Origin of the sequence: Romboutsia sp. CE17 (assembly GCF_012317385.1) — a bacterium.
Classification (GTDB): Bacteria; Bacillota; Clostridia; order Peptostreptococcales; family Peptostreptococcaceae; genus Romboutsia_E.
The window spans coordinates 2,784,446-2,807,673 of record NZ_CP051144.1; the positions used below are offsets into that span (position 1 = coordinate 2,784,446).

General features: G+C 40.6%; 5 protein-coding genes, 37 tRNA genes and 6 rRNA genes. All 48 read left to right on the forward strand.

Annotated elements, in window-relative coordinates:
• Positions 1-89 precede the first annotated feature (89 nt).
• Positions 90-1,590: ribosomal RNA gene (locus tag HF520_RS13365) — 16S ribosomal RNA — on the forward strand.
• 257 nt (positions 1,591-1,847) lie between these two features.
• Positions 1,848-4,749, forward strand: a 23S ribosomal RNA gene (locus HF520_RS13370).
• Positions 4,750-4,903: 154 nt separating this feature from the next.
• Positions 4,904-5,020: ribosomal RNA gene (gene rrf, locus HF520_RS13375) — 5S ribosomal RNA — on the forward strand.
• The 16S, 23S and 5S rRNA genes sit together here with 37 tRNA genes alongside, the layout of an rRNA operon.
• A 5-nt stretch (positions 5,021-5,025) precedes the next feature.
• Positions 5,026-5,114: transfer RNA gene (locus tag HF520_RS13380), tRNA-Leu, on the forward strand.
• A 10-nt stretch (positions 5,115-5,124) separates the two neighbouring features.
• Positions 5,125-5,200 (forward strand) — tRNA-Met (locus HF520_RS13385).
• 7 nt (positions 5,201-5,207) lie between these two features.
• Positions 5,208-5,282: transfer RNA gene (locus tag HF520_RS13390), tRNA-Glu, on the forward strand.
• Positions 5,283-5,291: 9 nt separating this feature from the next.
• Positions 5,292-5,365, forward strand: a tRNA-Gly gene (locus tag HF520_RS13395).
• An 11-nt stretch (positions 5,366-5,376) separates the two neighbouring features.
• A tRNA-Val gene (locus tag HF520_RS13400) sits at positions 5,377-5,452 on the forward strand.
• A 5-nt stretch (positions 5,453-5,457) separates the two neighbouring features.
• Positions 5,458-5,534: transfer RNA gene (locus HF520_RS13405), tRNA-Asp, on the forward strand.
• 10 nt (positions 5,535-5,544) lie between these two features.
• A tRNA-Asn gene (locus tag HF520_RS13410) sits at positions 5,545-5,620 on the forward strand.
• A gap of 4 nt (positions 5,621-5,624) precedes the next feature.
• Positions 5,625-5,699: transfer RNA gene (locus tag HF520_RS13415), tRNA-Thr, on the forward strand.
• Positions 5,700-5,708: 9 nt separating this feature from the next.
• A tRNA-Tyr gene (locus HF520_RS13420) sits at positions 5,709-5,793 on the forward strand.
• Positions 5,794-5,811: 18 nt separating this feature from the next.
• Positions 5,812-5,895 (forward strand) — tRNA-Leu (locus HF520_RS13425).
• A 21-nt stretch (positions 5,896-5,916) separates the two neighbouring features.
• Positions 5,917-5,993 (forward strand) — tRNA-Arg (locus HF520_RS13430).
• A 6-nt stretch (positions 5,994-5,999) separates the two neighbouring features.
• Positions 6,000-6,075: transfer RNA gene (locus tag HF520_RS13435), tRNA-Gln, on the forward strand.
• A gap of 18 nt (positions 6,076-6,093) precedes the next feature.
• Positions 6,094-6,169, forward strand: a tRNA-Lys gene (locus HF520_RS13440).
• A 9-nt stretch (positions 6,170-6,178) separates the two neighbouring features.
• Positions 6,179-6,252: transfer RNA gene (locus tag HF520_RS13445), tRNA-Cys, on the forward strand.
• 30 nt (positions 6,253-6,282) lie between these two features.
• A tRNA-Leu gene (locus HF520_RS13450) sits at positions 6,283-6,371 on the forward strand.
• Positions 6,372-6,381: 10 nt separating this feature from the next.
• Positions 6,382-6,457: transfer RNA gene (locus HF520_RS13455), tRNA-Met, on the forward strand.
• 7 nt (positions 6,458-6,464) lie between these two features.
• Positions 6,465-6,539: transfer RNA gene (locus HF520_RS13460), tRNA-Glu, on the forward strand.
• Positions 6,540-6,548: 9 nt separating this feature from the next.
• Positions 6,549-6,622 (forward strand) — tRNA-Gly (locus tag HF520_RS13465).
• A gap of 11 nt (positions 6,623-6,633) precedes the next feature.
• A tRNA-Val gene (locus HF520_RS13470) sits at positions 6,634-6,709 on the forward strand.
• Positions 6,710-6,714: 5 nt separating this feature from the next.
• Positions 6,715-6,791 (forward strand) — tRNA-Asp (locus tag HF520_RS13475).
• Between the two features lie 10 nt (positions 6,792-6,801).
• A tRNA-Asn gene (locus HF520_RS13480) sits at positions 6,802-6,877 on the forward strand.
• Positions 6,878-6,881: 4 nt separating this feature from the next.
• A tRNA-Thr gene (locus HF520_RS13485) sits at positions 6,882-6,956 on the forward strand.
• A gap of 10 nt (positions 6,957-6,966) precedes the next feature.
• Positions 6,967-7,051, forward strand: a tRNA-Tyr gene (locus tag HF520_RS13490).
• Positions 7,052-7,069: 18 nt separating this feature from the next.
• Positions 7,070-7,153, forward strand: a tRNA-Leu gene (locus HF520_RS13495).
• A 14-nt stretch (positions 7,154-7,167) separates the two neighbouring features.
• A tRNA-Gly gene (locus HF520_RS13500) sits at positions 7,168-7,242 on the forward strand.
• 26 nt (positions 7,243-7,268) lie between these two features.
• Positions 7,269-7,345, forward strand: a tRNA-Arg gene (locus HF520_RS13505).
• Positions 7,346-7,351: 6 nt separating this feature from the next.
• A tRNA-Gln gene (locus tag HF520_RS13510) sits at positions 7,352-7,427 on the forward strand.
• Positions 7,428-7,436: 9 nt separating this feature from the next.
• Positions 7,437-7,525 (forward strand) — tRNA-Ser (locus tag HF520_RS13515).
• A 3-nt stretch (positions 7,526-7,528) separates the two neighbouring features.
• Positions 7,529-7,604: transfer RNA gene (locus HF520_RS13520), tRNA-Phe, on the forward strand.
• A gap of 7 nt (positions 7,605-7,611) precedes the next feature.
• Positions 7,612-7,688, forward strand: a tRNA-Met gene (locus HF520_RS13525).
• 11 nt (positions 7,689-7,699) lie between these two features.
• A tRNA-Ile gene (locus HF520_RS13530) sits at positions 7,700-7,776 on the forward strand.
• A 9-nt stretch (positions 7,777-7,785) separates the two neighbouring features.
• Positions 7,786-7,862 (forward strand) — tRNA-Pro (locus HF520_RS13535).
• A 10-nt stretch (positions 7,863-7,872) separates the two neighbouring features.
• Positions 7,873-7,949, forward strand: a tRNA-His gene (locus HF520_RS13540).
• An 8-nt stretch (positions 7,950-7,957) separates the two neighbouring features.
• A tRNA-Lys gene (locus HF520_RS13545) sits at positions 7,958-8,033 on the forward strand.
• An 18-nt stretch (positions 8,034-8,051) separates the two neighbouring features.
• A tRNA-Cys gene (locus HF520_RS13550) sits at positions 8,052-8,125 on the forward strand.
• Positions 8,126-8,130: 5 nt separating this feature from the next.
• Positions 8,131-8,207 (forward strand) — tRNA-Arg (locus HF520_RS13555).
• Positions 8,208-8,217: 10 nt separating this feature from the next.
• Positions 8,218-8,293 (forward strand) — tRNA-Val (locus tag HF520_RS13560).
• A gap of 187 nt (positions 8,294-8,480) precedes the next feature.
• Positions 8,481-8,735 carry a DUF2508 family protein gene (locus tag HF520_RS13565; protein ID WP_168574449.1) on the forward strand — a complete coding sequence of 85 codons (255 nt, stop codon included), beginning with the start codon at positions 8,481-8,483 and terminating at the stop codon, positions 8,733-8,735.
• Positions 8,736-8,753: 18 nt separating this feature from the next.
• Positions 8,754-9,167 carry a hypothetical protein gene (locus HF520_RS13570; protein ID WP_168574450.1) on the forward strand — a complete coding sequence of 138 codons (414 nt, stop codon included), beginning with the start codon at positions 8,754-8,756 and terminating at the stop codon, positions 9,165-9,167.
• Between the two features lie 538 nt (positions 9,168-9,705).
• Positions 9,706-11,206 (forward strand): 16S ribosomal RNA (locus HF520_RS13575).
• Between the two features lie 198 nt (positions 11,207-11,404).
• A 23S ribosomal RNA gene (locus tag HF520_RS13580) occupies positions 11,405-14,306 on the forward strand.
• An 83-nt stretch (positions 14,307-14,389) separates the two neighbouring features.
• Positions 14,390-14,506, forward strand: a 5S ribosomal RNA gene (gene rrf / locus HF520_RS13585).
• A 350-nt stretch (positions 14,507-14,856) separates the two neighbouring features.
• A complete protein-coding gene (locus tag HF520_RS13590; RefSeq protein ID WP_168574451.1) occupies positions 14,857-18,288 on the forward strand; it encodes a pyruvate carboxylase in 3,432 nt (1,143 codons plus the stop codon).
• Between the two features lie 416 nt (positions 18,289-18,704).
• Entirely contained in the window at positions 18,705-20,633 is a 1,929-nt protein-coding gene (locus tag HF520_RS13595; RefSeq protein WP_168574452.1) for an elongation factor G, read from the forward strand.
• 125 nt (positions 20,634-20,758) lie between these two features.
• On the forward strand, positions 20,759-23,212 hold the full coding sequence (locus HF520_RS13600; protein WP_168574453.1) for an ATP-dependent Clp protease ATP-binding subunit: 2,454 nt from the start codon (positions 20,759-20,761) through the stop codon (positions 23,210-23,212).
• The last annotated feature ends 16 nt before the right edge of the window (positions 23,213-23,228 follow it).

The window sequence follows — 23,228 nt, forward strand, 5'->3', positions numbered from 1 at the left end:
TTTATATAACTTAAATTCTTTTATAAGAATTAAACACAAACAACCAAGCCAGATATTCAGATGATGATTAGCTGAGCAATGGACAACTTTTATTTGAGAGTTTGATCCTGGCTCAGGATGAACGCTGGCGGCGTGCCTAACACATGCAAGTCGAGCGAACCCTTCGGGGTGAGCGGCGGACGGGTGAGTAACGCGTGGGTAACCTGCCCTATACACACGGATAACGTACCGAAAGGTACGCTAATACGAGATGACATAAGAGATTCGCATGGATTTCTTATCAAAGCTCCGGCGGTATAGGATGGACCCGCGTCTGATTAGCTAGTTGGTAAGGTAACGGCTTACCAAGGCGACGATCAGTAGCCGACCTGAGAGGGTGATCGGCCACATTGGAACTGAGACACGGTCCAAACTCCTACGGGAGGCAGCAGTGGGGAATATTGCACAATGGGCGAAAGCCTGATGCAGCAACGCCGCGTGAGCGATGAAGGCCTTCGGGTCGTAAAGCTCTGTCCTCAAGGAAGATAATGACGGTACTTGAGGAGGAAGCCCCGGCTAACTACGTGCCAGCAGCCGCGGTAATACGTAGGGGGCTAGCGTTATCCGGAATTACTGGGCGTAAAGGGTGCGTAGGTGGTTTCTTAAGTCAGAGGTGAAAGGCTACGGCTCAACCGTAGTAAGCCTTTGAAACTGGGAAACTTGAGTGCAGGAGAGGAGAGTGGAATTCCTAGTGTAGCGGTGAAATGCGTAGATATTAGGAGGAACACCAGTTGCGAAGGCGGCTCTCTGGACTGTAACTGACACTGAGGCACGAAAGCGTGGGGAGCAAACAGGATTAGATACCCTGGTAGTCCACGCCGTAAACGATGAGTACTAGCTGTCGGAGGTTACCCCCTTCGGTGGCGCAGCTAACGCATTAAGTACTCCGCCTGGGAAGTACGCTCGCAAGAGTGAAACTCAAAGGAATTGACGGGGACCCGCACAAGTAGCGGAGCATGTGGTTTAATTCGAAGCAACGCGAAGAACCTTACCTAAGCTTGACATCCTTTTGACCTCTCCCTAATCGGAGATTTCCCTTCGGGGACAGAAGTGACAGGTGGTGCATGGTTGTCGTCAGCTCGTGTCGTGAGATGTTGGGTTAAGTCCCGCAACGAGCGCAACCCTTGCCTTTAGTTGCCAGCATTAAGTTGGGCACTCTAGAGGGACTGCCAGGGATAACCTGGAGGAAGGTGGGGATGACGTCAAATCATCATGCCCCTTATGCTTAGGGCTACACACGTGCTACAATGGGTGGTACAGAGGGCAGCCAAGTCGTGAGGCGGAGCTAATCCCTTAAAGCCATTCTCAGTTCGGATTGTAGGCTGAAACTCGCCTACATGAAGCTGGAGTTACTAGTAATCGCAGATCAGAATGCTGCGGTGAATGCGTTCCCGGGTCTTGTACACACCGCCCGTCACACCATGGGAGTTGGGGGCGCCCGAAGCCGGTTAGCTAACCTTTTGGAAGCGACCGTCGAAGGTGAAACCAATAACTGGGGTGAAGTCGTAACAAGGTAGCCGTATCGGAAGGTGCGGCTGGATCACCTCCTTTCTAAGGAGAATTGCCTACTGTTTAATTTTGAGGGTTCATTCCTCAAAATTGTTAGTACTTTGAGCAACGGGATATTCTCAGAGAGAATAGACGTTGGCGATGTACGTTAGTACTTTGAAAACTGCATAACATTTAGTGATATGACATCATTTAATTATAAATAGACAAGACAAGTCTTTAAAATTACAAACTTTGAGCAATGGGATTTACCTGAATGAATATGAAGGTAAAGACATTGGCGAAGCATTTTAATAACTGGTCAAGTTATTAAGGGTGCAGGGCGGATGCCTTGGCACTAGGAGCCGATGAAGGACGTGATAAGCTGCGATAAGCTTCGGGGAGTTGCACGTAAACTTTGATCCGAAGATTTCCGAATGAGGAAACTCACTTAGAGTAATGTCTAAGTATCGTTAAGTGAATACATAGCTTAGCGAGGGGAACCCGGGGAACTGAAACATCTAAGTACCTGGAGGAAGAGAAAGAAAAATCGATTCCGTAAGTAGCGGCGAGCGAACGCGGAACAGGCCAAACCAATGAAGTTTACTTCGTTGGGGTTGCGGACATGTCATTAACGAAGAGGTATCGTAAGTGAAGAGAGTTGGAAAGCTCCGCTATAAAAGGTAATAGCCCTGTAGCTGAAACGAGAAGACTTTAGACATGATCCAGAGTACCACGGGACACGTGAAACCCTGTGGGAAGCAGGAGGGACCATCCTCCAAGCCTAAATACTACCTAGTGACCGATAGCGCATAGTACCGTGAGGGAAAGGTGAAAAGAACCCCGGGAGGGGAGTGAAATAGAACCTGAAACCCTGTACTTACAAGCTGTGGGAGCACATTTCTTGTGTGACCGCGTACTTTTTGTAGAACGGGCCAACGAGTTACGTTAAGTAGCAAGGTTAAGCACTTAAGGTGTGGAGCCGTAGCGAAAGCGAGTCTTAAATGGGCGATTTAAGTTACTTGGCGTAGACCCGAAACCGGGCGACCTATCCATGAGCAGGTTGAAGCGAAAGTAAAATTTCGTGGAGGACCGAACCCACGAGCGTTGAAAAGCTCGGGGATGACTTGTGGATAGCGGTGAAATTCCAATCGAGCCCGGAGATAGCTGGTTCTCCCCGAAATAGCTTTAGGGCTAGCCTCAAGGTTGAGAGAAGCGGAGGTAGAGCACTGAATGTCCTAGGGGGTATTGCACTTACCGAAGACTATCAAACTCCGAATGCCGTATTCTTATACTTGGGAGTCAGACTGTGGGTGATAAGATTCATAGTCAAGAGGGCAACAGCCCAGATCGTCAGCTAAGGTCCCTAAATGTACGTTAAGTGGTAAAGGATGTGGGATTGCACAGACAACCAGGATGTTGGCTTAGAAGCAGCCACTCATTTAAAGAGTGCGTAATAGCTCACTGGTCGAGTGATCCTGCGCCGAAAATTTCCGGGGCTAAAACGTACTACCGAAGCTACGGCATCATTATGATGGGTAGGGGAGCTTCGTATGCAGGTTGAAGCATGACCGTAAGGACATGTGGACAGTATACGAGTGAGAATGTTGGCATGAGTAGCGAGATGTGGGTGAGAATCCCACAGGCCGTAAACCCAAGGTTTCCAGGGGAAGGTTCGTCCGCCCTGGGTTAGTCAGGACCTAAGCCGAGGCCGAAAGGCGTAGGTGATGGACAACAGGTTGATATTCCTGTACCACCAATAACCGTTTGAGAGATGGGATGACACAGTAGGATAAGCTAACCGTACTGTTGGTTATGTACGGGCAAGCATTGAGGCAGTTCCTATAGGCAAATCCGTAGGAATAATGCTAGGATGTGATGCGGAGCGAAATTTAGTAGCGAAGTAGCTGATTTCACACTGTCGAGAAAAGTCTCTATCGAGGTTAAAGGTGCCTGTACCGCAAACCGACACAGGTGGGTGAGGAGAGTATCCTAAGGCCAGCCAGAGAACTGTTGTTAAGGAACTCGGCAAAATGACCCCGTAACTTCGGGAGAAGGGGTGCCTGCATTTGCAGGCCGCAGAGAATAGGCCCAAGCGACTGTTTACCAAAAACACAGGTTTCTGCTAAGTCGCAAGACGATGTATAGGAGCTGACGCCTGCCCGGTGCTGGAAGGTTAAGGGGATCTGTTAGAGCAATCGAAGCAGTGAACTTAAGCCCCAGTAAACGGCGGCCGTAACTATAACGGTCCTAAGGTAGCGAAATTCCTTGTCGGGTAAGTTCCGACCCGCACGAAAGGCGTAACGATTTGGGCACTGTCTCAACAACAGACTGGGTGAAATTGTAATACCGGTGAAGATGCCGGTTACCTGCGACAGGACGGAAAGACCCCATGGAGCTTTACTGTAGCTTGACATTGGGTCTTGGTACTACATGTACAGGATAGGTGGGAGACTATGAAGCGTGAACGCCAGTTTGCGTGGAGTCACCCTTGGGATACCACCCTTGTAGTACTGGGACTCTAACCATAGGCCATGAATCTGGTCTTGGGACACTGTCAGGTGGGCAGTTTGACTGGGGCGGTCGCCTCCCAAAAAGTAACGGAGGCGCTCAAAGGTTCTCTCAGTACGGTCGGAAATCGTACGTAGAGTGTAAAGGCACAAGAGAGCTTGATTGCAAGACATACAGGTCGAGCAAGGACGAAAGTCGGACTTAGTGATCCGGTGGTTCCGCATGGAAGGGCCATCGCTCAACGGATAAAAGCTACCCTGGGGATAACAGGCTTATCTCCCCCAAGAGTCCACATCGACGGGGAGGTTTGGCACCTCGATGTCGGCTCATCACATCCTGGGGCTGTAGTAGGTCCCAAGGGTTGGGCTGTTCGCCCATTAAAGTGGTACGCGAGCTGGGTTCAGAACGTCGTGAGACAGTTCGGTCCCTATCCGTCGCAGGCGTAGGAAATTTGAGGAGACCTGTCCTTAGTACGAGAGGACCGGGATGGACGCACCTCTGGTGTACCAGTTGTTCTGCCAAGGGCATAGCTGGGTAGCTAAGTGCGGAATGGATAAGCGCTGAAAGCATCTAAGCGCGAAGCCGACTTCAAGATAAGATTTCCCACCGTAAGGGTAAGACCCCAGGAAGACTACCTGGTTGATAGGTCGAAGGTGTAAGTGCAGTAATGTATTTAGCTTATCGATACTAATAGGTCGAGGACTTGACCACAATTTAAATGATAAATTCTAAATGATATGCAGTTTTCAGAGTATTAATCTTATTATTTTTTAGATAAAGAATTCTAAAAAATAATAAAAACTATTGACATAGCAAATAATAAATGTTAATATAATACTTGTCTTTGAAAAACAAAACACTTTAATGTGGTTACTATAGCAAAGAGGATACACCTGTTCCCATTCCGAACACAGAAGTTAAGCTCTTTAGCGCTGATGGTACTTGGGGGGCAACATCCTGGGAGAGTAAGACGTAGCCACGTTAAGTGCCGAAGTGGCGGAACTGGCAGACGCACAGGACTTAAAATCCTGCGGGACTTACCTCTCGTACCGGTTCGATTCCGGTCTTCGGCACCACATATAATATCGCGGGGTGGAGCAGTTGGCAGCTCGTCGGGCTCATAACCCGAAGGTCGCAGGTTCGAGTCCTGCCTCCGCAACCATTAAAATGGCCCATTGGTCAAGCGGTCAAGACACCGCCCTTTCACGGCGGTAACAGGGGTTCGATTCCCCTATGGGTCACCAATTAAATACGCGGGTGTAGCTCAATGGTAGAGTTCCGGCCTTCCAAGCCGGCTGTGAGGGTTCGATCCCCTTCACCCGCTCCAGATAAACTTATGGGACTATAGCTCAGCTGGGAGAGCACCTGCCTTACAAGCAGGGGGTCACAGGTTCGAGCCCTGTTAGTCCCACCAATTGCGGCCTGGTAGTTCAGCTGGTTAGAATGCCAGCCTGTCACGCTGGAGGTCGAGGGTTCGAGTCCCTTCCAGGTCGCCAAAACAAATATGGGAATATGGCTCAGTTGGTAGAGCAAATGACTGTTAATCATTGGGTCACAGGTTCGAGTCCTGTTATTCCCGCCAATATGCTGGTGTGGCTCAACGGTAGAGCAGCTGACTTGTAATCAGCAGGTTGTAGGTTCGATTCCTATCACCAGCTCCATAAAAATACGGAGGATTTCCCGAGCGGCCAAAGGGGGCAGACTGTAAATCTGTTAGCATTGCTTTCGGTGGTTCGAATCCACCATCCTCCACCAACAAATAAAGTATTAAGCGCGGATGTGGCGGAATTGGCAGACGCACCAGACTTAGGATCTGGCGCCTACGGCGTGGGGGTTCGACTCCCTTCATCCGCACCAACTTTATTAAAACTATAATGTGGGTGCATAGCTCAGCTGGATAGAGCAACGCCCTTCTAAGGCGTGTGTCCGGGGTTCGAATCCCTGTGCGCTCACCACTTTATAGGGGATTCGCCAAGTCGGTAAGGCATAGCACTTTGACTGCTACATGCGTAGGTTCGAGTCCTGCATCCCCTGCCAAGTAAATATTACTTTAATGATCCATTAGCTCAGTCGGTAGAGCACCTGACTTTTAATCAGGGTGTCCCGCGTTCGAGTCGCGGATGGATCACCATTTATATAAGGCGACATAGCCAAGTGGTAAGGCAGTGGACTGCAACTCCTTGATCTCCAGTTCGAATCTGGATGTCGCCTCCAAAAGAAATTCTTTTTAGAATTATCATAAGTGCCGAAGTGGCGGAACTGGCAGACGCACAGGACTTAAAATCCTGCGGGACTTACCTCTCGTACCGGTTCGATTCCGGTCTTCGGCACCACATATAATATCGCGGGGTGGAGCAGTTGGTAGCTCGTCGGGCTCATAACCCGAAGGTCGCAGGTTCGAGTCCTGCCTCCGCAACCATTAAAATGGCCCATTGGTCAAGCGGTCAAGACACCGCCCTTTCACGGCGGTAACAGGGGTTCGATTCCCCTATGGGTCACCAATTAAATACGCGGGTGTAGCTCAATGGTAGAGTTCCGGCCTTCCAAGCCGGCTGTGAGGGTTCGATCCCCTTCACCCGCTCCAGATAAACTTATGGGACTATAGCTCAGCTGGGAGAGCACCTGCCTTACAAGCAGGGGGTCACAGGTTCGAGCCCTGTTAGTCCCACCAATTGCGGCCTGGTAGTTCAGCTGGTTAGAATGCCAGCCTGTCACGCTGGAGGTCGAGGGTTCGAGTCCCTTCCAGGTCGCCAAAACAAATATGGGAATATGGCTCAGTTGGTAGAGCAAATGACTGTTAATCATTGGGTCACAGGTTCGAGTCCTGTTATTCCCGCCAATATGCTGGTGTGGCTCAACGGTAGAGCAGCTGACTTGTAATCAGCAGGTTGTAGGTTCGATTCCTATCACCAGCTCCATAAAAAATACGGAGGATTTCCCGAGCGGCCAAAGGGGGCAGACTGTAAATCTGTTAGCATTGCTTTCGGTGGTTCGAATCCACCATCCTCCACCAACAAATAAAGTATCAAGCGCGGATGTGGCGGAATTGGCAGACGCACCAGACTTAGGATCTGGCGCCTACGGCGTGGGGGTTCGACTCCCTTCATCCGCACCAACTTTATTGCTTAAGCGGGAATAGTTCAGTGGTAGAGCGCAACCTTGCCAAGGTTGAAGTCGCGAGTTCGAATCTCGTTTCCCGCTCCATTAAATATATTAATTAACTATAATGTGGGTGCATAGCTCAGCTGGATAGAGCAACGCCCTTCTAAGGCGTGTGTCCGGGGTTCGAATCCCTGTGCGCTCACCACTTTATAGGGGATTCGCCAAGTCGGTAAGGCATAGCACTTTGACTGCTACATGCGTAGGTTCGAGTCCTGCATCCCCTGCCAAATAAATATGGAGAGGTGTCCGAGTGGTTTAAGGAGCTGGTCTTGAAAACCAGTGATGCTTAACGGCACCGTGGGTTCGAATCCCACCCTCTCCGCCAAATGCCCAGATAGCTCAGTCGGTAGAGCAGGGGACTGAAAATCCCCGTGTCGGTGGTTCGATTCCGCCTCTGGGCACCAATAATGTGGCGGTATAGCTTAGTTGGCTAGAGCGTTCGGTTCATACCCGAAAGGTCACAGGTTCGACTCCTGTTACCGCTACCAATTTTTATGATGGACCATTAGCTCAGTTGGTTAGAGCGCCCGGCTCATAACCGGTAGGTCTGGGGTTCGAGTCCCTGATGGTCCACCACTTAAAAATCGAGGTGTAGCGCAGTTTGGTAGCGCACTTGGTTTGGGACCATGGGGCCGGGGGTTCGAGTCCCTTCACCTCGACCATTAAAACATGGTGGGTATAGCTCAGTTGGTTAGAGCGCCAGATTGTGGCTCTGGAGGTCGTGAGTTCGACTCTCATTATCCACCCCATATATTGTGATCCATTAGCTCAGTCGGTAGAGCACCTGACTTTTAATCAGGGTGTCCCGCGTTCGAGTCGCGGATGGATCACCATTTTATATATATAAATAAGGCGACATAGCCAAGTGGTAAGGCAGTGGACTGCAACTCCTTGATCTCCAGTTCGAATCTGGATGTCGCCTCCAAAAATGCGCCTATAGCTCAACTGGATAGAGTGTCTGACTACGAATCAGAAGGTTAGGGGTTCGAGTCCCTTTGGGCGCACCATATTTCTTCTGGGATTATAGCTCAGCTGGGAGAGCACCTGCCTTACAAGCAGGGGGTCACAGGTTCGAGCCCTGTTAATCCCACCAGTAACCTCTAGTGATTTCACTAGAGGTTTTTTGTATATCTTATTAAATCTATGTTTATATTAATTATACTAAGTTAAAAATTTTAGCTTATCAAGACTATGTCTAATAATATATAAATCTCCCAAAATGTATATGAATCCTTTAAAATGTCAAAATTCATAATACAAGTTAATAAGGAGGTTATATTATGGCTAGAAAAGATAAATTAAAAAATAATAATTTAGAGAAGGAAAAAATAATTAATGAAATTAAACAGGCACAAAAAGATATAAAAAATGCAGAAAATTTTTTTCAAAATGTAACAGACATAGAACTAATAGATGTAGCAATTTATGAATTAGAAGCAAAAAGGTCTAAATATCAATATTTAATAAGAATAGCCAAAGAAAAAGGAATTAAGAGATCAGTAAAAGAAACCTTAATAGAGTCTATGGCTAAATAATATTAAGGAGATGAGGATTTGTACGTAATATTTGGAACAGAAATAGTAGATAGTGAAGAATTAAAAGATATTATAACAAGCAATAGTGATTTTATAGTAGAAAAAGATATGTCTAAGGCTACAAAAAGAGAAGACGTTGTAGCATATCAACTAAGTATATCAATAGATACTTTAAAACAATATATAAAAGAAGATTATGAAATAGAATCAATAGAAGATGAAGAATTATTTGATGAACTAATGACAATGGCTGATGAAGTAGCGATGGAACTAGAAGAAGTTATGCCGCCAGAAAGTATAGTAAATGCAAGAGCTTATAAATGGGATAACTCTGATGATGCAATAAAAGTTATAATAGCTATATGTAATGAAGAGTTAGGAGAATTAAAACTATCTGATGTTATAAAGAGATTATTATCTCAAATAGATTAATAAATCTTATAATAATAAGTAAATACATAAAATATAAAGACTTATATTGTTGATTTTAATTAAAATTGATATATAAGTCTTTTGTAAGAATTTGATATGAATATTTTTTAGAGTATTTATATAACTTAATATAAAAATACACACAAAGTATGAATAAAGTTCTTAATATTAGATAAAATAAGGAAGAATTGAGTTGTAATACAAATTTAGAAATATTTTGATAAAAATTTTAAAAAAATATGTAAAATATATTGACGACTTATAATAAAGATGATATATTATTACTTGTCCGAGAGATACGGATTAAAAATAAGACGAAAGAATGTCTTGACTAAGAGTGAAAAACTTGGTAAGATAAATAAGTCGAGAAAATGAACTTTGAAAATTAAACAGTAGGTTAATTTATATAACTTAAATTCTTTTTTTGAACAACGGGATATTCTCATAGAGAATAGACGTTGGCGAATAATTTTAAGAATTAAACACAAACAACCAAGCCAGATATTCAGATAATGATTAGCTGAGCGATGGACAACTTTTATTTGAGAGTTTGATCCTGGCTCAGGATGAACGCTGGCGGCGTGCCTAACACATGCAAGTCGAGCGAACCCTTCGGGGTGAGCGGCGGACGGGTGAGTAACGCGTGGGTAACCTGCCCTATACACACGGATAACGTACCGAAAGGTACGCTAATACGAGATGATATAAGAGATTCGCATGGATTTCTTATCAAAGCTCCGGCGGTATAGGATGGACCCGCGTCTGATTAGCTAGTTGGTAAGGTAATGGCTTACCAAGGCGACGATCAGTAGCCGACCTGAGAGGGTGATCGGCCACATTGGAACTGAGACACGGTCCAAACTCCTACGGGAGGCAGCAGTGGGGAATATTGCACAATGGGCGAAAGCCTGATGCAGCAACGCCGCGTGAGCGATGAAGGCCTTCGGGTCGTAAAGCTCTGTCCTCAAGGAAGATAATGACGGTACTTGAGGAGGAAGCCCCGGCTAACTACGTGCCAGCAGCCGCGGTAATACGTAGGGGGCTAGCGTTATCCGGAATTACTGGGCGTAAAGGGTGCGTAGGTGGTTTCTTAAGTCAGAGGTGAAAGGCTACGGCTCAACCGTAGTAAGCCTTTGAAACTGGGAAACTTGAGTGCAGGAGAGGAGAGTGGAATTCCTAGTGTAGCGGTGAAATGCGTAGATATTAGGAGGAACACCAGTTGCGAAGGCGGCTCTCTGGACTGTAACTGACACTGAGGCACGAAAGCGTGGGGAGCAAACAGGATTAGATACCCTGGTAGTCCACGCCGTAAACGATGAGTACTAGCTGTCGGAGGTTACCCCCTTCGGTGGCGCAGCTAACGCATTAAGTACTCCGCCTGGGAAGTACGCTCGCAAGAGTGAAACTCAAAGGAATTGACGGGGACCCGCACAAGTAGCGGAGCATGTGGTTTAATTCGAAGCAACGCGAAGAACCTTACCTAAGCTTGACATCCTTTTGACCTCTCCCTAATCGGAGATTTCCCTTCGGGGACAGAAGTGACAGGTGGTGCATGGTTGTCGTCAGCTCGTGTCGTGAGATGTTGGGTTAAGTCCCGCAACGAGCGCAACCCTTGCCTTTAGTTGCCAGCATTAAGTTGGGCACTCTAGAGGGACTGCCAGGGATAACCTGGAGGAAGGTGGGGATGACGTCAAATCATCATGCCCCTTATGCTTAGGGCTACACACGTGCTACAATGGGTGGTACAGAGGGCAGCCAAGTCGTGAGGCGGAGCTAATCCCTTAAAGCCATTCTCAGTTCGGATTGTAGGCTGAAACTCGCCTACATGAAGCTGGAGTTACTAGTAATCGCAGATCAGAATGCTGCGGTGAATGCGTTCCCGGGTCTTGTACACACCGCCCGTCACACCATGGGAGTTGGGGGCGCCCGAAGCCGGTTAGCTAACCTTTTGGAAGCGGCCGTCGAAGGTGAAACCAATAACTGGGGTGAAGTCGTAACAAGGTAGCCGTATCGGAAGGTGCGGCTGGATCACCTCCTTTCTAAGGAGAATTGCCTACTGTTTAATTTTGAGGGTTCATTCCTCAAACTAGTACTTTGAAAACTGCATAACATTTAGTGATATGACATCATTTAATTATAAATAGACAAGACAAGTCTTTAAAATTACAAACTTTGAGCAATGGGATTTACCTGAATGAATATGAAGGTAAAGACATTGGCGAAGCATTTTAATAACTGGTCAAGTTATTAAGGGTGCAGGGCGGATGCCTTGGCACTAGGAGCCGATGAAGGACGTGATAAGCTGCGATAAGCTTCGGGGAGTTGCACGTAAACTTTGATCCGAAGATTTCCGAATGAGGAAACTCACTTAGAGTAATGTCTAAGTATCGTTAAGTGAATACATAGCTTAGCGAGGGGAACCCGGGGAACTGAAACATCTAAGTACCTGGAGGAAGAGAAAGAAAAATCGATTCCGTAAGTAGCGGCGAGCGAACGCGGAACAGGCCAAACCAATGAAGTTTACTTCGTTGGGGTTGCGGACATGTCATTAACGAAGAGGTATCGTAAGTGAAGAGAGTTGGAAAGCTCCGCTATAAAAGGTAATAGCCCTGTAGCTGAAACGAGAAGACTTTAGACATGATCCAGAGTACCACGGGACACGTGAAACCCTGTGGGAAGCAGGAGGGACCATCCTCCAAGCCTAAATACTACCTAGTGACCGATAGCGCATAGTACCGTGAGGGAAAGGTGAAAAGAACCCCGGGAGGGGAGTGAAATAGAACCTGAAACCCTGTACTTACAAGCTGTGGGAGCACATTTCTTGTGTGACCGCGTACTTTTTGTAGAACGGGCCAACGAGTTACGTTAAGTAGCAAGGTTAAGCACTTAAGGTGTGGAGCCGTAGCGAAAGCGAGTCTTAAATGGGCGATTTAAGTTACTTGGCGTAGACCCGAAACCGGGCGACCTATCCATGAGCAGGTTGAAGCGAAAGTAAAATTTCGTGGAGGACCGAACCCACGAGCGTTGAAAAGCTCGGGGATGACTTGTGGATAGCGGTGAAATTCCAATCGAGCCCGGAGATAGCTGGTTCTCCCCGAAATAGCTTTAGGGCTAGCCTCAAGGTTGAGAGAAGCGGAGGTAGAGCACTGAATGTCCTAGGGGGTATTGCACTTACCGAAGACTATCAAACTCCGAATGCCGTATTCTTATACTTGGGAGTCAGACTGTGGGTGATAAGATTCATAGTCAAGAGGGCAACAGCCCAGATCGTCAGCTAAGGTCCCTAAATGTACGTTAAGTGGTAAAGGATGTGGGATTGCACAGACAACCAGGATGTTGGCTTAGAAGCAGCCACTCATTTAAAGAGTGCGTAATAGCTCACTGGTCGAGTGATCCTGCGCCGAAAATTTCCGGGGCTAAAACGTACTACCGAAGCTACGGCATCATTATGATGGGTAGGGGAGCTTCGTATGCAGGTTGAAGCATGACCGTAAGGACATGTGGACAGTATACGAGTGAGAATGTTGGCATGAGTAGCGAGATGTGGGTGAGAATCCCACAGGCCGTAAACCCAAGGTTTCCAGGGGAAGGTTCGTCCGCCCTGGGTTAGTCAGGACCTAAGCCGAGGCCGAAAGGCGTAGGTGATGGACAACAGGTTGATATTCCTGTACCACCAATAACCGTTTGAGAGATGGGATGACACAGTAGGATAAGCTAACCGTACTGTTGGTTATGTACGGGCAAGCATTGAGGCAGTTCCTATAGGCAAATCCGTAGGAATAATGCTAGGATGTGATGCGGAGCGAAATTTAGTAGCGAAGTAGCTGATTTCACACTGTCGAGAAAAGTCTCTATCGAGGTTAAAGGTGCCTGTACCGCAAACCGACACAGGTGGGTGAGGAGAGTATCCTAAGGCCAGCCAGAGAACTGTTGTTAAGGAACTCGGCAAAATGACCCCGTAACTTCGGGAGAAGGGGTGCCTGCATTTGCAGGCCGCAGAGAATAGGCCCAAGCGACTGTTTACCAAAAACACAGGTTTCTGCTAAGTCGCAAGACGATGTATAGGAGCTGACGCCTGCCCGGTGCTGGAAGGTTAAGGGGATCTGTTAGAGCAATCGAAGCAGTGAACTTAAGCCCCAGTAAACGGCGGCCGTAACTATAACGGTCCTAAGGTAGCGAAATTCCTTGTCGGGTAAGTTCCGACCCGCACGAAAGGCGTAACGATTTGGGCACTGTCTCAACAACAGACTGGGTGAAATTGTAATACCGGTGAAGATGCCGGTTACCTGCGACAGGACGGAAAGACCCCATGGAGCTTTACTGTAGCTTGACATTGGGTCTTGGTACTACATGTACAGGATAGGTGGGAGACTATGAAGCGTGAACGCCAGTTTGCGTGGAGTCACCCTTGGGATACCACCCTTGTAGTACTGGGACTCTAACCATAGGCCATGAATCTGGTCTTGGGACACTGTCAGGTGGGCAGTTTGACTGGGGCGGTCGCCTCCCAAAAAGTAACGGAGGCGCTCAAAGGTTCTCTCAGTACGGTCGGAAATCGTACGTAGAGTGTAAAGGCACAAGAGAGCTTGATTGCAAGACATACAGGTCGAGCAAGGACGAAAGTCGGACTTAGTGATCCGGTGGTTCCGCATGGAAGGGCCATCGCTCAACGGATAAAAGCTACCCTGGGGATAACAGGCTTATCTCCCCCAAGAGTCCACATCGACGGGGAGGTTTGGCACCTCGATGTCGGCTCATCACATCCTGGGGCTGTAGTAGGTCCCAAGGGTTGGGCTGTTCGCCCATTAAAGTGGTACGCGAGCTGGGTTCAGAACGTCGTGAGACAGTTCGGTCCCTATCCGTCGCAGGCGTAGGAAATTTGAGGAGACCTGTCCTTAGTACGAGAGGACCGGGATGGACGCACCTCTGGTGTACCAGTTGTTCTGCCAAGGGCATAGCTGGGTAGCTAAGTGCGGAATGGATAAGCGCTGAAAGCATCTAAGCGCGAAGCCGACTTCAAGATAAGATTTCCCACCGTAAGGGTAAGACCCCAGGAAGACTACCTGGTTGATAGGTCGAAGGTGTAAGTGCAGTAATGTATTTAGCTTATCGATACTAATAGGTCGAGGACTTGACCACAATTTAAATGATAAATCTAAATGATATGCAGTTTTCAGAGTATTAACTCTAAATAACTTAATAATAAGTTAATCGAAAGATTATGTGGTTACTATAGCAAAGAGGATACACCTGTTCCCATTCCGAACACAGAAGTTAAGCTCTTTAGCGCTGATGGTACTTGGGGGGCAACCTCCTGGGAGAGTAAGACGTAGCCACGTAATCTTTTTTTATTTTGTCTAAAATTAAAAGATAGAGAGAAAATTTATAACTCTATTCTTTTAATTTTTTTTTTATTTTATCATATAGATATACATATACGTTACTTTTTCTCAAAATTAATATAAGAATATTAATTTTGAGTGATTATAATATTAAAGAAAATAAAAATTATAATAGAATAGATGCACCTAATTATATAGGGGTGATTTAGAGATTAACAAACTTAAAGTTATTTACTTTTACAAATTTATATTATTAATTAAGGAAGTTGCATAAATCTATTCAAAATTCAGTTAATTTAGATTATAATCTTTAATATTATTAAGAGAAAGTAATTAGGGGGTAGATTATGCTAAAAGGATTTAAAAAGATATTAGTTGCTAATAGAGGCGAAATAGCAATAAGAGTATTTAGGGCATGTTCTGAATTAGGAATAAAAAGTGTAGGTATATATAGTAAAGAAGATAAATATAGCTTATTTAGAACTAAAGCTGATGAATCTTATTTAATAGGTGAAGATAAAGGTCCTATAGATGCATACTTAGATATTGATGGAATAATAGACTTAGCTAAAAGAAAAAATGTAGATGCAATACATCCTGGCTATGGTTTCTTATCTGAAAATCCGGAATTCGTGCGCAAATGTGAAGAAAATGGGATAACATTCATCGGTCCGACTGCTGAAATTATGAATATGATGGGAGATAAAATAAACTCTAAGAAAATAGCTCAAGAGGTAAATGTTCCAACTATACCTGGAATTGATAGACCTATAAAAACAGCTCAAGAGGCAAAAGAAATAGCTGCTAAAATTGGATATCCGATAATGTTAAAAGCTTCTAACGGCGGTGGCGGTAGAGGTATGAGAGTTGTTTATGAGGAAAGTAAATTAGAGCTAGAGTATAATACAGTATGTAGTGAATCTAGAAAGGCATTTGGAGAAGATGTTATATTTATAGAGAAGTATATAGTGGATCCAAAGCATATAGAGGTACAGATTTTAGGAGATAAGTATGGTAATATAGTACATTTACATGAAAGAGACTGTTCTGTTCAAAGAAGACATCAAAAAATTATAGAATACGCTCCAGCGTTTTCTCTTCCTGAAGAATTAAGAGCGAATATATGTAATGATGCTTTAAAAATAGCTAGACATGTAGGGTATATAAATGCAGGAACACTAGAATTTTTGGTAGATTCAAGCGGCGAATATTATTTTATAGAAATGAATCCAAGGATCCAAGTTGAGCATACTGTAACAGAGATGATTACAGGTATAGATATAGTACAAAGTCAAATATTAATAGCTCAAGGATATAAGTTAGATAGCGAAAGAATAAATATAAAATCTCAGGATGATATTAAAGTAGTTGGATATTCTATACAAGCAAGAATAACAACTGAAGATCCTGAAAATAATTTTATGCCAGACACAGGAAAAATCCAAGTATATAGAACCGGATCAGGGTTCGGTATAAGACTAGATGGAGGAAATGGATTTACTGGAGCTGAAATAAGTCCTCACTATGATAGTTTATTGGTTAAAACAATATCATTTGATAGAACTTTTCAAGGGGCTATAAATAAAACAATAAGATCAATAGAGGAAATAAGAATAAGAGGTGTTAAAACCAATATAGGTTTCCTAATAAATGTTTTAAAAAACCCTTTATTTAAAGAAGGTAAGTGTAGTACAAAGTTTATAGATGAACATCCAGAATTATTTGAAATAAAGAAAAGTAAAGATAGGGGAACAAAATTACTTCAATTTATAGGAAATATAGTAGTTAATGACAATCAATGTCAAGATAAACCTAAATTTAATAAACCTCATATACCAAATATTAAAGAAAATATACCTAATATAGAAGGTAGCAAAATTTTATTTGATAAATTAGGTAAAAAAGAATATATAGAGAAAATAAAGAATGAAAAGAAACTTCTATTAACAGATACTACTATGAGAGATGCTCATCAATCTCTGCTAGCTACAAGATTTAGAACATATGATTTTATGCAAGTAGCTAAACCTACAAATGAATATATGAAAGATTTATTCTCATTAGAAATGTGGGGTGGAGCAACTTTTGACGTAGCATATAGATTTTTAAATGAATCTCCATGGATTAGACTTCAGAGACTAAGAAAAGAAATACCAGATATAATGTTCCAAATGTTATTTAGAGCATCAAATGGTGTAGGATATACAAATTATCCAGACAATGTAATAAAAGAGTTCTTAAAAGAGTCTGCAAGACAAGGTATAGATGTATTTAGAATATTTGACTCATTAAACTGGGTCGAAAATATGAAGCTATCTATAGATACAGCATTAAATACAGGGAAGATAGTAGAAGCAAGTATATGCTATACAGGAGATATACTAAATCCAGAAAAAACTAAATATGATTTAGATTATTATATAAAAATGGCGCAAGAACTAGAGTCATTAGGATCAGACATTATATGTATAAAAGATATGGCTGGATTACTTAAGCCACAAGCTGCATATACATTAATAAAAGCATTAAAAGAAAATGTTAAAGCACCAATACATCTACACACACATGATACTAGTGGTAATGGAGTAGCAACTTGTTTGATGGCTAGCCAAGCAGGAGTAGATATAGTAGATGGAGCATTAGAATCTATGTCAGGTCTTACAAGCCAGCCATCTTTAAATGCTATAGTAGAAGCTCTTAAATTTACAGAGAGAGATACTAATATAGACTTATACGGATATAGAGAGATTGGAAACTATTATGCTGACTTGAGAAAAATATACCAAAAATTTGAGAGTGGATTAGTTAATTCATGCTCAGAAATATATGAGTATGAAATACCAGGTGGACAGTATTCGAATTTAAAGGCACAAGCTGATAGTTTAGGGCTAGTAGGAAATTTTGAAAAAGTAAAAGAAAAATATAAAGAAGCGAATGAAGTTGTTGGAGATATAATTAAAGTTACTCCTTCTTCAAAAGTTGTTGGAGACTTAGCTATATTTATGACTAAGAATGAATTAACAAAAGATAATATTATTAGTGAAGGTGAAAAGCTGTCATTCCCAGATTCTGTAGTAGATTATTGCAAAGGTATGATAGGTCAACCTGAAGGTGGCATACCTAAAGATTTACAACGTGTTGTATTAAAAGGAGAAAAACCTATTGATGTTAGACCAGGATTATTAATACCAAAATTTGATTTTGCTAATGAAAAAAGATATTTAGATGAAAAGTTTAATATAAAATCTAATATAAGAAATGCGTTAAGTTATGCCTTATATCCTAGAGTATATGAAGATTACTTAAGACATTTCCAAGAGTATAGCGATATATCTAAGCTGGATAGTGAAGTATTTTTCCATGGATTAAATAAAGGTGAAGAATGTGATGTAGAGATTGAGGAAGGTAAAGTACTATCTATTAAGTTAATTGGAATTGGAAAAGTAAAAGAAAATGGACATAGAACAGTTGTATTTGAACTAAATGGTATGTCTAGACGAATAGAAGTAAAAGATAATAACTTTTCTGGTAAAATAAATCAAGTAGTAAAAGCTGATATGAATAACCCACTTCAAATAGGAGCAAGTATTCCAGGTAAGGTTATAAAGGTGTTAGTTGAAGAAGGGGAGGAAGTACAGGAAAATGAAGCATTAATAGTAATAGAAGCTATGAAGATGGAAACTAATATAGTATCAAAAGTAAGTGGTAAAATAAAATCTATTGAGGTAAAAGAAAATGATATAGTAGGTGATTCACAACTACTAATCGTAATGGAGTAATAGTTAAAAGCACTCAAAGCTCTATATATAAATGATAATAAAAGTATATATAGAGTTTTGAGTAATAAAAAAGGAAAATCATAAGTAGACGTAGAAATATAACTCAGATAAAATAGTAACAAAAATTCTAGATATTTCTCAGGAAATAATAGAATAAATACCAAGCTTTACGTTAAATAACTCATTAAAATAAGATAAATATACACTATAAAGTAAATAATAGTGTATAAATAGACTAACATCAAAATAAGTATTTACAAAACTAAATATTAAGATAGTCGACTTACTTAAATATAGTTAAAACGTATAGCGGGAATGTTATATCATTTTAATTAAATTCACCACCTGCAATTATAAATAATTTTAAATTTTTAGAAACAAAAATTTTGTATAAAAATTAAAAGGTAGGTGCTTGTATGAAAGTCTATGATAGTAACATGTTAAGAAACATTGCAATACTAGGTCACAGTGGTTGTGGCAAAACAAATCTAATTGAAGCAATATCATATACATCAAACCTAACTAAAAAAATACCTAATCTAAATGACAAAGTAAATATGACTTACAGCATGAATCTGATACCAGTAGAGTACGGTAATTACAAGTTTAATTTATTAGATACTCCAGGTTATTTTGATTTTACTGGCGAAGTTATATCATCTCTAAGAGCTAGTGATGCTGCAGTAATAGTAATAGATGCAACAGCTCCTATTCAAGTTGGAACAGAAAAATCATTAGAACTAACAGAAAATATTCCTAAAATAATGTTTATAAATAAAATTGATAATGAAAAAGCACGATATAAAGATGCTATAGCAATGCTAAGAGAAAAATATGGAAACAAAATCGTACCTATGATAATTCCTATATATAAAGATAAGAAATTTGTTAAGTTACATAATATATTTGAAAATATAGATGATTTAGATGGAGATTTTCAAGTGGAATCATTAGCAGTAAAAGAAGCATTAATGGAGCTTATTGCAGAAACTGATGATGAGATTCTAGATAAATATTTCAGTGGAGAAGAGTTAAGTGCATTAGAAATAAAAAAAGGCATAATAATAGGTATGCAAAGAGGAGATATTATACCTGTAATATGTGGATCTACTATAAATAATATAGGAACAAAAGAAATATTAGAAACCGTATCATCTTACTTAGAACCTAAATTCCAAGAAAATGAAAAACAATTTAAAGGATTAATATTTAAAACAATGGTAGACCCATTCAAAGGAAAAATATCATATTTAAAGATAACTCAAGGTGAGATATCTAAGGATATGGAAATATATAACTTGAAGAAATCAACAAAAGAAAAAATTGATAACCTATATACCATGAAAAAAGGTGAATTAGAAGAAGTAGAAAAAGCTGCATGTGGAGATATAGTTGTTCTTACTAAAGTTAATTCATTACAAACAGGAGATACTGTATCAATAAATAAAGAAGAGTCTTTATTAGAAGATATTATATTACCGAAACCACAAATCTATTATGCTATAGTTCCTAAGAATAAAGGTGATGAAGAAAAAATAGGTTCAGCATTAAATAAAATTGTTGAAGAAGATCCAACTATAAAATGGTATAGAAATTCGGAAACAAAACAAGCTCTTATAGGTGGTCAAGGAGAGTTGCATATAAATTCGGTTAAAAATAAAATAAAAAGTAAATTTGGAGTGGATGTAGAGTTAGATGATCTTAAAGTTGCTTATAGAGAAACAATTAAAGGTGTAGCAGATGTACAAGGTAAGCATAAAAAGCAATCAGGAGGACATGGACAGTATGGTGATGTAAGAATAAAATTTGAAAGAGGATCTTGTGATTTCGAATTCGGAGAAGAAGTTTTTGGAGGTTCAGTTCCTAAGCAATATATACCAGCTGTAGAGAAAGGTTTAAGAGATTCTATGGCAAAAGGAGTTTTAGCTGGATTCCCTGTTACTAATATAAAAGCTACTCTTTATGATGGGTCTTATCATGATGTTGATTCATCTGAAATGGCATTTAAGATGGCGGCTAGTATAGCCTTTAAAAAAGGTATGCAAGAAGCTCAGCCAGTACTATTAGAACCAATAATGAAATTGAAGATAACTATTCCAGAAGAATATATGGGAGATGTTATGGGGGATATTAGTAAAAAAAGAGGTAGAATATTAGGAATGGAACCAGACGAAAGAGGTAAGCAAGTTATATATGCAGAAGCACCTCAAGCTGAAACTTTCAAATATGCTATAGATTTAAGATCAATGACTCAAGGTAGAGGATACTTTGAAATGGAATTAGAAAAGTATGAAGAAGTTCCAAATATTATAGCAGAGAAAATAATAGAGGATGCTAATAATTAAAATGCAAATTAAAGCTCTAGAAATTTAATCTAGAGCTTTAATTATTTTTTAGTACAGACAGATATATGTATATATATGCATATAGTATAAATATATTTAAATTCAAGTAGAAGGGGGAAAGATATATGTACTTCAATCGATTTACTCAACGGGCAAAAGCTGCAATAGATTTAGGTGTAGATTCAGCAAAGAGGTTAGGGCATAAAGTAGTAGGAAGTGAACATATACTTTTAGGCCTTCTTAAAGAACAGGAAGGTATTGCGGCAAAAGTACTTACAAAATTAGGTGTTACTGAAGAATATCTAGAATCAAAGATTATTGAATTAGAAGGTAAAAATGAAGTTATTACTGAAGATGTTACATTAAGTCCAAGAACTAAGCAAATATTAGAACTTTCTGGAATGTTTGCTAATAAATTAAAAACAAATTATATAGGAACAGAACATGTATTATTAGCAATAGCTCAAGAAGGAGAAGGGATTGGAATAAAAATATTAAATTATTCTGGTATAGTTCAAAGAGATATAGTTCAATTAATAATAGAGATGATGGGAATAGAATCATATTCAGTTCAAGTAAGTAAAGAAAGTAGTTACACGAGCAACGAAGAGGTACCTACATCTAAGCTTTTAGATAAATATGGAAAAAACTTAACTCTATATGCAAAACAAAATAAACTAGATCCTGTCATAGGAAGAGAAAAAGAGATACAAAGAATAATTCAAATTTTAAGTAGAAGAACTAAAAATAACCCTGTTCTTATAGGAGATCCTGGTGTAGGAAAAACTGCAGTTGTTGAAGGTTTAGCTATAGATATAGCTGATGGAAATATTCCTGATAGTTTAAGAAATAAATTACTATATACTTTAGATATGGGCAGCTTACTAGCTGGTGCAAAATATAGAGGTGAATTTGAAGAAAGAGTAAAACAAGTAGTTGATGAAGTAATTAAGCATGGAAATATAATACTGTTTATAGATGAAATGCATACTATGATAGGAGCTGGAGCCACAGGAGAAGGATCAATAGATGCCTCAAATATATTAAAGCCAACTTTATCAAGAGGGGATATACAGATAATCGGTGCAACTACTATCGATGAATATAGAAAGCATGTAGAAAAAGATGCAGCACTAGAAAGAAGATTCCAACCAATATTGATAAATGAGCCTAGCAAAGAAGACTCAATAGAAATTTTAAAAGGTCTAAGAGATAAGTATGAAGCGCATCATAAGGTTAAGATAAGTGATGAAGCTATAGAGTCGGCTGTAGACTTATCAATAAGATATATCACAGATAGATATCTACCAGATAAAGCCATAGATATAATTGACGAAGCAGCATCTAAAGTTAGGTTAAAAGAAAATACACCTCCAATTAGTATAAAGGAATTAGAAGAAAAAATTGAAAGTATAGACAAAGAAAAAGAGGAGGCTATAAGAGGCCAAGATTTTGAAAAAGCAGCTAAGATTCGTGATGAAGAAGAAAAGCTTAAGCGAAAATTAGATAGTGTAAAAAAAGAGTGGAAGACATCATCCGCTAAAAATTATGAATTAGTAGATGCAGAGGTAGTTGCAGAAGTAGTTGCTTTGTGGACTGGAATACCAGTAAATAAAATAGTAGAAGAAGAAGCTAAAAAATTATTAAAGTTAGAAGAAATACTTCATGAAAGAGTTGTAGGTCAAAATGAAGCTGTAAATTCTATTTCTAAGGCGATAAGAAGATCAAGAGCAGGTCTTAAAGACCCTAATAGACCAATTGGATCATTTTTATTCTTAGGACCAACTGGAGTAGGTAAAACAGAACTAAGTAAGGCATTAGCAGAAGCTCATTTTGGAGATGAAAATCAAATAATTAGAATAGATATGTCAGAATATATGGAAAAACACTCAGTATCAAGAATGATAGGTTCGCCTCCGGGATATATAGGACATGATGACGGAGGGCAATTAACTGAAAAGGTTAGAAAACAACCATATTCAGTAGTTCTATTTGATGAAATTGAAAAAGCACATCCAGATGTGTTCAATATACTACTACAAATATTAGACGAAGGTAGGTTAACTGACTCAAAGGGAAGAACTGTAGACTTTAAAAATACTATAATAATAATGACTTCAAATGTAGGTGCTACAAAAATAAAACATCAGAGAACTTTAGGTTTTAGTACAGTAATTAATGAAGAAAAAGATAAAGATGAGTATGAGCAAATGAAAGAATGTATAATGTTAGAATTGAAAAAGCAATTTAGACCAGAATTCTTGAATAGAATAGATGACATAATTGTATTTCATGCATTAAATGAAGGTCATATATCAAAAATTGTAATTCTAATGACAAAACAAGTAATCAAAAGATTAAAAGAAATGGATATAGATTTAGAAATGAATGAAGATGCAATAAAGTTAATAGCTAAAGCTGGAATAGACTTAGAATACGGAGCGAGACCGTTAAAGAGAGCTATACAAAAAGAATTAGAAGATGAATTATCAGAAGCTATATTAAAAGGAGATATAAAATCAGGAGATTTTATAATAGCAAAAACTAAGAACAATAAAGTAGTTTTTGTAACAAAATAATAGTAATATAATAAGA